The sequence below is a fragment of the Paraeggerthella sp. Marseille-Q4926 genome, assembly GCF_916618935.1.
In the GTDB taxonomy this organism is placed as follows: Bacteria; Actinomycetota; Coriobacteriia; order Coriobacteriales; family Eggerthellaceae; genus Paraeggerthella; species Paraeggerthella hominis.
In genome coordinates this window covers 773,403-782,338 of the sequence record NZ_CAKAKF010000001.1, presented here as the reverse complement: position 1 = coordinate 782,338, position 8,936 = coordinate 773,403, and the positions used below count along the sequence as shown (strand labels likewise).

At 66.9% G+C, this 8,936-nt stretch carries 8 protein-coding genes; all 8 read left to right on the top strand.

The features are described 5' to 3' along the window. On the top strand, window positions 1-2,369 hold a 2,369-nt coding region (locus LG373_RS03225), incomplete at its 5' end, for a hypothetical protein (RefSeq protein WP_225748977.1). Continuing rightward, window positions 2,366-3,130, top strand: a complete 765-nt coding sequence (locus LG373_RS03220) for a hypothetical protein (RefSeq protein WP_225748976.1) — start codon at window positions 2,366-2,368, stop codon at window positions 3,128-3,130. The genes LG373_RS03225 and LG373_RS03220, both read left to right, overlap by 4 nt. 1 nt (window position 3,131) lies before the next feature. Further along, complete coding sequence (locus tag LG373_RS03215) at window positions 3,132-3,656, top strand: hypothetical protein (protein WP_225748975.1); 525 nt, start codon at window positions 3,132-3,134, stop codon at window positions 3,654-3,656. Window positions 3,657-3,667: 11 nt separating this feature from the next. Then, complete coding sequence (locus LG373_RS03210) at window positions 3,668-6,769, top strand: phage tail protein (protein WP_225748974.1); 3,102 nt, start codon at window positions 3,668-3,670, stop codon at window positions 6,767-6,769. Between the two features lie 5 nt (window positions 6,770-6,774). After that, entirely contained in the window at window positions 6,775-7,074 is a 300-nt protein-coding gene (locus LG373_RS03205) for a hypothetical protein (protein ID WP_225748973.1), read from the top strand. Window positions 7,075-7,224: 150 nt separating this feature from the next. Beyond that, window positions 7,225-7,635: a hypothetical protein gene (locus LG373_RS03200; RefSeq protein ID WP_225748972.1), complete on the top strand. Its 411-nt coding sequence runs from the start codon at window positions 7,225-7,227 to the stop codon at window positions 7,633-7,635. An 8-nt stretch (window positions 7,636-7,643) separates the two neighbouring features. Beyond that, window positions 7,644-7,871 carry a holin gene (locus LG373_RS03195; RefSeq protein WP_225748971.1) on the top strand — a complete coding sequence of 76 codons (228 nt, stop codon included), beginning with the start codon at window positions 7,644-7,646 and terminating at the stop codon, window positions 7,869-7,871. 1 nt (window position 7,872) lies between these two features. Then, on the top strand, window positions 7,873-8,820 hold the full coding sequence (locus LG373_RS03190; protein WP_225748970.1) for an N-acetylmuramoyl-L-alanine amidase: 948 nt from the start codon (window positions 7,873-7,875) through the stop codon (window positions 8,818-8,820). Window positions 8,821-8,936 lie beyond the last annotated feature (116 nt).

The following is an 8,936-nucleotide window of genomic DNA, read 5'->3' as shown; positions in this document are numbered from 1 at the left end:
AAGCGGCGGAGCCTCTGTTCGAGGCGCTGTCCAACGGAGCGAAGGCGTTCGCCGAGATGGACGAGGGACAGCAGCGCGCGATCATCGGAGCGCTCGCCGCAGCAGCCGCCATGGGACCCTTGGTCTCAGTCGGCGGGAAGGTCGCGGGCACGGTGTCAACGTGCTGGAGCGCGTACGGAAAACTGAGCGCCGGGCTCGCGAAGTTCTCGTCCAAGTCGAAGGACGCGGCACGCGCGGCAGAAACCGTCAACACCGGGATGGGCGCGCTTGCGAAAGGCGCGGGGGCCGCCTTGGCTGTGACGGCGGTCGCCGTCGCCGTAAACGAAATCATATCGGCTGCCACCGGACTTGACGAAGCAAATTCGAAATTCGACGCGTCATGCAGCTCCATAAGCTCGTACGCCGACGCATGTGAAGTCGCCTCCTCGATGGTGACCAACATGGATGCGGTGCTCACGTCCTCGGGCACCACGGTTGGCGAGGTGTCTGGCGTCATCGGAGAGCACGAAGCCGCCATCACTGCCATCATATCGGCAGCTATAGCTGAGCAGCGCGCCCTGCGCGACGACGAACTTCAGAGCATTCGCGAGCACAACGCCGAGATAGAGAGGCTTGAAGCCGAGAAGGTGACGGCGTACTCGTCCGGGATGCAGGGCGTGACGGCTGCGGTCAATGCGGAGGGATCCATAACGCAGGAGCATTCCGCCAAGATGCTGGCGACCGCCCAGGACTTTCACGACAAGGGCATTGCGAGCATAGACGAGTACTACAACTCTAGGCTGATGACCCTCACGCAAGCATTCAGCGTTGAAGGTTCCATGACGCAGCAGGAGTACGACCAGTCGATATCGGAGCTCAATCGATGGATCGGAGAACAGAAAGCGGCGCTTGACGAAGGCTTGTCGAACACGAAGCTGGCCATCGCCGAATCGACTGAGACGATAACAGGCTTCACGGACGAGCAGAAAGCGGCGGTCGAGACGCTTTCCGATCCGTACTGGAAAAGCGTGGCGGACGTGACGAAAGCCTTAGGAACGCTCGTCACTGACCAGAACGCATCGTTCATGGCCATGCAGGCGTCCATCGCCGACAACGGCGGGAAGATCAGCGCCGAGAACGCCGCGATGGTAGAGGCTATATTGCAATCCGTCGAGAAGCTCCCCATCGGAATGGAAGAGCAGGCGGATCAGGCGATGCGCGCGCTCGCGAGGGGCCTCGACGCGGATCTCGGGATCGACGTGGCCAATTCCACGGCGGACGAGATCATCGCCGCGTACCGCTCGAAAACAGGCGTCGCCGAAGGGGCCGGGCGCGACACGTCGGCGGCTTACGCGAGCGGGTTCGCGTCCAACGCTCAGGCGGCGCTCGACGCGGCCGCAGCGGTTACCGGCGCTTCCGCCGACCAGCTCGCGCAGTTCGCGGCTGCGGCGGGCATCAAAGGAGACGAGGCAGTAGGGGCCTTCGCCGCCGCGATCGCCAACGGCGAGACCATCGCCGAGGCGGCGGCCATCGCGAACTCGTCCGCTGCGACGGCCGGGCTGTCAACGGACGGGGCCTCCCCCGGCGCAGCTGGAGCGGCGGACTACGCGATGGCCATCGGAGGAACGGCATGGCTGTCCCAGCAGCAGGCCGCGCTCGTCGCCCAGAGCGGCGTGACGGGCTTCAGCTCTGTCGACGCCGCCCCGAGCGGCACCGCGTTCGGAGGGCGCTACACGTTCGGCATCGGGCAGACGAACGCCTACTCCCCCGGCCAGTCGCTCGCCGACGAGGCGAGGAGAGGAGCGGAGTCCGTGGACGGGTCGAGCGCCGGCGACTGGTTCGCGCAGGGCTTCGTCGGAGCGATCGGCAACTGGATCCAGAGCGCGTGGGACGTCGGCGCCGCCCTCGTCAACGCCGCCCTCGGCGGAGGCAACGCGGCGCAGCAGACCGGGTCCCCCGCGAAGAAGACGCGCGAGATGATGAAGTGGTACGCGCTCGGGTACATCGAGGAGGAGGCGAGGCACGAGGACGCGGCGTACGCAGCGGGGCGCTCCCTCGCGTCGGCGTCGCTCTCCGGCACGGAGGACGCCCTCCGGGGCGCGGTTCCCGCCGTCCTCCCGAACGTCCAGACGCGGTCGCAGGTGACTCCGCTCGTACCGTACGGGGAGAACGGACGCGCCGTCGGAGTCGACCGTCCGATAGCCGTCGAGTGCAAGATAGAGAACCCGATCACGACCTCGGACATCTACGATGCGGTGTCGGCCGCGATGTCGTCAGGGAAGCTGTCCGTCGCGCTGTACCTGGACGGCAGGGAGCTGTACAACGCAGCCGCCGCCCCGATCGGGGCGAGGCTCGGGGCCATCGAGCGGAGAAAGGGGTACGGGCTGTGAGCATAACGGTCGGAGGCGTGGACATCGAGAGCCGGTTCGGGGTCATGCTGACCGACGAGTCCACCTTCAACCCGCCTCCAGTGAAGAGGTGCATGCTCGAACGTCCCGGCGGAGACGGATCCCTCGACGTGACCGAGGCGTTCGGAGACGTCCTGTACGGGGACCGTGAGGACAGGCTCGTGTTCCTCGTCGACTCCCCTCCGAGCGAGTTCGAGCGCGTGAAAACTGAGTTGGCCCGGTTCCTGCACGGCCGATCCTACGACTACCAGCTGACGAGCGACCCGGGATACACGTACCGCGGCCGCTTCGTCGTCGACGAATGGTACCAGCAGGCATGCTTTCAAAAGATGATCGTGAACGTTTACGCGAACCCCTACAAGTCAGCCGGCACGAAGGTCCATACGGTCGACGCCCAGGCGGGCGCGAACGTGCGCCTGCTGCCGGGGCGGGGGCGGGTGCGCCCCGTGTTCGAGTCGCAGATGCCCTGCCACGTCGTGGCGAACGGCGTGGACGTCGTGCTGCCGCCCGGATCGCACACGGCCGTGGGCCTCACGATCCGCGACGGGGCGTCGGACGTGTACGTCAACACCGGCGGCTCGATCAGAGGAGGCACCACGACGTGGGGCGACCTCAAGGCGAGGGGCCTCACGTGGGGCGACCTCAAGGGCAAGAGGTGGCACGAGGTCATGTACATGGCCGGCGCGCCCGCCCCCAACGAGGCGTACCGTGTCAAGATCGCATACGAGGTATTGGAGCTGTAGCATGGAAACGACGACGAGGCTCGGGCTGAAGCTGCCCGGCGACAACGACCTGGTCGATCCAGCCGACTTCTGCGGCAACGACCAGATGATCGAGAGATACATAACGACGCTCACCCAGGCGGCGTCCGCTTACGCGCCTTCCGCGCTGAACCTCACCAACCAGTACAAGACGGTCCCGTTCGGCTCGATCGTCAAGACGGGATACGCGTTCAGCCTGTCGGGCGGCGGCATCAGGATCGCCGAAGCGGGCTTCGCCAAGGTGTCGGTGCACATCTACGCGAACAGCCTGCCGGCGGGCGACGCGCTCGAAGTCGACATCAGGAAAAACGGGACGACGTTCTGGCAGTACTCCGCCGAGGACAGCGATTCGACCTACGTGGTGTTCGACCTGGTGTCTCGCCTTATCCCGGTTGCCGCTAACGACGTCATCACCATGGCGGTGCGCAACTGGCAGTACGTGCGCGGGAAGATCGTTCCCGAGTCGACCTACATGACCGTGGACTTGTATAAAAACCTCAACTTCTAAGGAGGGCGCGCATGCGCATCTTGTACGGCGGGCGCGTCCTCTACGATCCGGTCGCCGGCATCGATCTCTTGGACGTGCAGCTTACACGCTCGCTTCGCGCTGCATCGGAGCTTTCGTTCAAGATGCCGGCGACCCACGAGTGCGCCGGCATCATCGAGCTCGAATCGGTCGAGCCGGAGATCGAGGCGTGGGAGGGCGCCCGCTGCCTCATGCGGGGCCGCGCCTACGCCTGCGAGGACGTGGACGACGTGGGCACCGTCGAATACCGATGCGAGGGCGAGCTCGCCTACCTCAACGACACGTCGGTGCGCCCCTACTCCACGGTGGCGGGCGAAGCGCCGCTGCTCGCGCCGAGCGACCCTTACGGGTACTTCGAGTGGCTCGTCGACAACCACAACGCCAAGGTCGAGCCGGCAAAGCAGTTCAGGGTCGGCGTGAACCAGGGCCACCTCCTCGACGACAACGACCACATCCTGCGCTCCGACTCGACGTACCCCAGCACCGGCCTCGTGATACGCGAGAAGCTGCTCGAGAAGCTGGGCGGCTTCGTCCGCGCCCGCTACGTGGGCGGCGCGCGCTACGTGGACTACCTGGCCGACACCGACGGCACCGCGTCCCAGCGCATCGAGTTCGGCGCGAACCTGCTGAAGTTCGCCCGCACGCGCGACGGATCGCCCATTTGCTCCGCGGTGATCCCGCTCGGCTCGAAGCCTGAAGGATCGGAAGACCGCATCACCATCGCGCCCCTGGGAAACGGCGACGCCGACGTGTACGGGCGGTACGAGAAGCGCGGGGACGCGGTCGTCTCGGTCGACCTCGTGTCGAAAGTGGGGTACCGAGAGCGCGCCGTCGTGTGGGACGACGTGACCGACCCGGCGCACCTGGTAGACCGCGCCCTGTCCTGGCTGCCGGGGCAGGCCAACGAGATCGAGACGGTCCACGTCAAAGCATACGACCTGTCCCGCATCGATCCGCGCGTCCAGCCTATCGAGCTCGGCGACTACGTGCGGGTGACGAGCGCCCCGCACGGGTACGACTCCTACATGATCGTGTCGAGGATCGTCCACCGCCCGACCGACTGGCAGGGCGACGAGTACGTGTTCGGCGTCGAGGGCGACGACATCGGCGACATCGTGCGCAAGCACGCCGCCACGCTCAACGCCGGGATCAACGGCGCCTACGAGGCGGCGGAGGCCGTCGACAAGATCGCCAAGGACGCGGCCGGCTTGGCTCAAAGCGCCCTCGACGCTCTGGCGGACCTGCACGGCGCCTACGTGCACATCAGGTTCTCCGCAAGCCCAGACGGCGTCCCTATGACCGAGGCCCCGCAGGCCGACACCGCCTACATGGGCATATGCTCGAACGGATCTCCAGACGGCCCCGCGGACCCGGACGCCTACTCGTGGGCGCGCACGCTTGGATCCAGCGGCGAGGACGGCGTGCCCGGCGCTCCTGGAGCGGACGGCGCTCCGAGCTACCTGCACGTCAAGTGGTCGGAATCGCCCACGGGCGACCCCATGTCCGAGACGCCCGGCCCCTACATGGGCACGTGCGTGGATTCGACCGAGGCCGATCCGATCGACCCGGCGCTCTACACCTGGACCAGGATCAAGGGCGACAAGGGCGACCGTGGAGAGCGGGGGCTTCAAGGCTTGCAGGGCGAAGACGGCGCGCAGGGCATGCCTGGCAAGCCCGGTGCGGACGGCAAGCCTGGCGTGTCGAGCTATACCCATATAGCCTATTCGAACAGCGCGGACGGAACCGTTGATTTCAGCTTGAACGAAAGCGACCGCGCCTATATAGGAATGTACGTCGATAGCGTGCAGGAAGACAGCAGCACCCCATCCAAGTACGCATGGAGCAAGATAAAGGGCGCTGACGGCGCGAACGGAACGCCCGGAAAGCCGGGAGAGGACGGAAAGACGCCGTACCTCCATATAGCATACGCTAACAGCGCAGACGGCACGTCCGGCTTCTCGACGACGGACAGCACGGGAAAGCTGTATATAGGCCAGTACACGGACCATGCGCAAGCGGACAGCTCAACTCCGTCTATGTACGCATGGACTAAGATAAAGGGAGAGCAAGGCCCGCAGGGAAAGCCGGGAGCAAACGGGCAAGACGGAGCAGACGGAAAGACGCTGTACGGTACGTGTTCAACTGCTGCTGCGACGGCTGCGAAGGCGGTTTCCGACGTGGCGGGTTTCTCGCTGTACCCAGGGGCGGCCGTCGCCGTCACGTTCTCGCATTCCAACACGGCGAGCCTGCCGACGCTCGACGTGAACGGATCGGGCGCGAAGCGGATCATGATAAACGGAGCGAACGCTGCTTTCTGGGTTCCCGGCTCAACCGTGCCGTTCGTGTACGACGGAACCGCCTGGCAGGCGTGCAACGCGCCGATCTACGGATCGACCGCGACGATCGGCAGCCCGTCGGGCGGCAACGTGTACGTGGACGGAGACAGCGTCTCGGTGAGGCAGGGCACCACCGTGCTCGCGCGCCTCAAAGCGGGGCTCCTGGAGCTTGCGGCCAACTCTGCGAACGCGGTCATCAAGCTCTGCGGCGGCAAGGGGGCGATAGCCTACTACGCGGGCACCGACCAGCTGGCGGTCATGGCCCCAGGCTCGATCGCGCTCGCCGCCTGCCAGACGCTCTCCGACGGGACCGTGCAGCCCTACGACTCCGGCGTCGCGTGCAACAGAAGCGGCGTGCTCCTGAAGGGGGCCGTGGAGGCGTCGGGCACCTTCAGGCTCAACGGCGGCAACATGGCCGACTTCGTGGTGGCCCAGGGCACGAGCGGCATCTGGCGGTGGCGCAAGTGGGCGTCGGGGTTCGCCGAGTGCTGGGGCGCAACGTCCACGCCGACGTCCACGAACATGCAGTGGGGCGGCATGACGTACGACGGGACGATGCGCGGAGGCCACGCCCTCCCGTTCGCCCTTACGAATCTCGTGCATGCAGACGTCGTCATCGAGGACCCGGGCGGCGGAGCGTTCTGGCCCGGCGTGCACACGGTGTTCGGCGACAAGGCCCCGAAGTTCTTCGTCCTGAGCGTCGGCAACTACTCGAGAACGGTGTACCTGCACTACTACGTTACCGGAACATGGAGGTGATGGGCATGGCCGGCATGAGGATCGTCGACGAGAACGGGAACGAGATAGCCAACCCCGACCTGTCGGCCGGGACGCTGTCCCCGACCATAGTCGTCAAGAAGGGAGCCGTCCCGCCCGACGACGTGGAGAAGTTCGCGTGGGCGGACGACGACTACGAGGAGGCCATGCTCTACGCCGTGCCGACGCCGGAGGAGGCCGCCATGGCCGTCGAGCGCGGGCGGGCCGCCGAGGAGGCCGCCGCGCGGGAGCGCGCGAACGAGGAGATGCTGCTGGCGGTGGCCGACATGATAGGGGGCGCTATATGACGGACGCGCAGATTCGATTGTTGACGGCAGCCGCCAGGATCCGCGTTTCGCGCGGCGAAAGGCTGGAGGACGTCCTCGGAATATGGCCGGCGATAGACGACCGAGAGCGGGGGCTGATAAGAGCCTCCGTGCTAGACGAGGAGGCGACCGGTGCCGTACGAAACGAGCGTTAGCACGCTTGCGCAGGCGATCGCGCAAGAGGGGGCGGCCTGGGTCATGTGCGCCCTGGTCGTGATCGTCTGCGCGGCGCTGCTGCTGAAAGGCTTCCCCGCCTGGTCGTCGTACATGGACAGGCGGGCGGCGGTCGAGGAGGAGCGGGAGCGCCGCAAGGCCCGCGAGAGCGAGGAGCGCGCCCGCACCGAGGGGCAGTGGATCCAGGCCATAGACCGCAGCAACGACGTGAGCGAGAGCGTGGCCGCCGCGCTGGAATCGTCTACGCGCATGATCGACCGCGTGTCGCGCAAGCTCGACGAGGACGCGCGCCAAAGCGGACGCAACGCTGCGAAGATCGACCGCATCGAAACCAAGTTGGAGATACTACTGGAAAGGACGAGCAAATGAAGAAGACCGTGAAAGAGTGGGCACGGGCCGCCGCGGTCCGAGCGGTGAAGACCGCCGCGCAGACCGCCGTCGGCGTTATCGGCGCAGCGGCCGTCATGGGAGATGTGCAGTGGGCCATGGTCGGCAGCGCGGCCGCCCTGGCTGCCGTCGTGAGCCTGCTCACGAGCGTGGCGGGCATGCCGGAGGTCGAGGGCGGCGCGAGCGTGGCGAAGATCGCCGCGAAGAAGGAGGGCTGACATGGCCTACGTCATGGACGAGGACTACCGCGCCGCCGGCAACACCAACCATATCTCTGCCGAGGGGCGCGGGTTCTGCATCCACCACGCCGCCGGGACGTCCATCGACATGGCCCCGACGTTCCTTGCCAACGGGACGTCGGCGCACTACGGCGTGGAGCCTGGCCACGTGCGCCGCTTCCTGCCCGACGAGGACAACGCGTGGGCGGCCGGAGACTCGTGGGCGAACGCGCACCTCGTCCACATCGAGTGCGTCAACTCCTCCGCGGGCGGGGACTGGCCGGTGGCCGAGGGCACGGTCGACACGCTCGTGGAGTTCCTGGCCGACAAATGCCGCGAGCTGGGGTACGCGCGACTGGACGTCGGCGAGACGCTGTACGGCCACCGCGACTTCTACGCGACGTTCTGCCCCGGCGCGCTGTACGGCCGCCTGGGCGAGATCGCCGACCGGGTGAACGCGCTATTGTCCGGCGCGTCGGGCGAATGGGTGCGCGACGGGAAGGGCTGGTGGTACAGGCGGGCGGACGGCTCCTGGCCTGCCGGCGAATGGCTCGCGCTCGACGCGTGGTACCGCTTCGGGACGGACGGATACGCCCTCACAGGATGGCAGCTGGTCGACGGCAAGTGGTACCTGTTCGGCGACGACTGCCGCATGCTACCCGGCTGGCAGAGCGTCGGCGAAAAGCGGTACTACCTGACCGGCTCCGGCGCCATGGCCACGGGACGGGCGGAGGTCGACGGAGCATGGTACTACCTGGACGCGTCGGGCGCGATGCAGACCGGATGGCTGCTCGACGGCGGCAAGTGGTACTGGCTCGACGAGTCCGGGGCGATGGCGCGCTCGTCGTGCCGAAGCATCGGCGGCAAGTGGTACGCCTTCGGGGCATCGGGCGCGATGGTATCCGGCGAGGTGCCGACCGGCGTCGGCGGGGACATGCAGCTGGGGTAGCCGGCGGCTGCGCTCGGACGGCCCGCCGTGCAGCAGCCTGCCCAGGCCGCTGCATCGTCCCTTCGGGGACCGCCCGCGCTCCTTCGGGGGCGCGGGCTTTTTCGATGTCGTTTTCG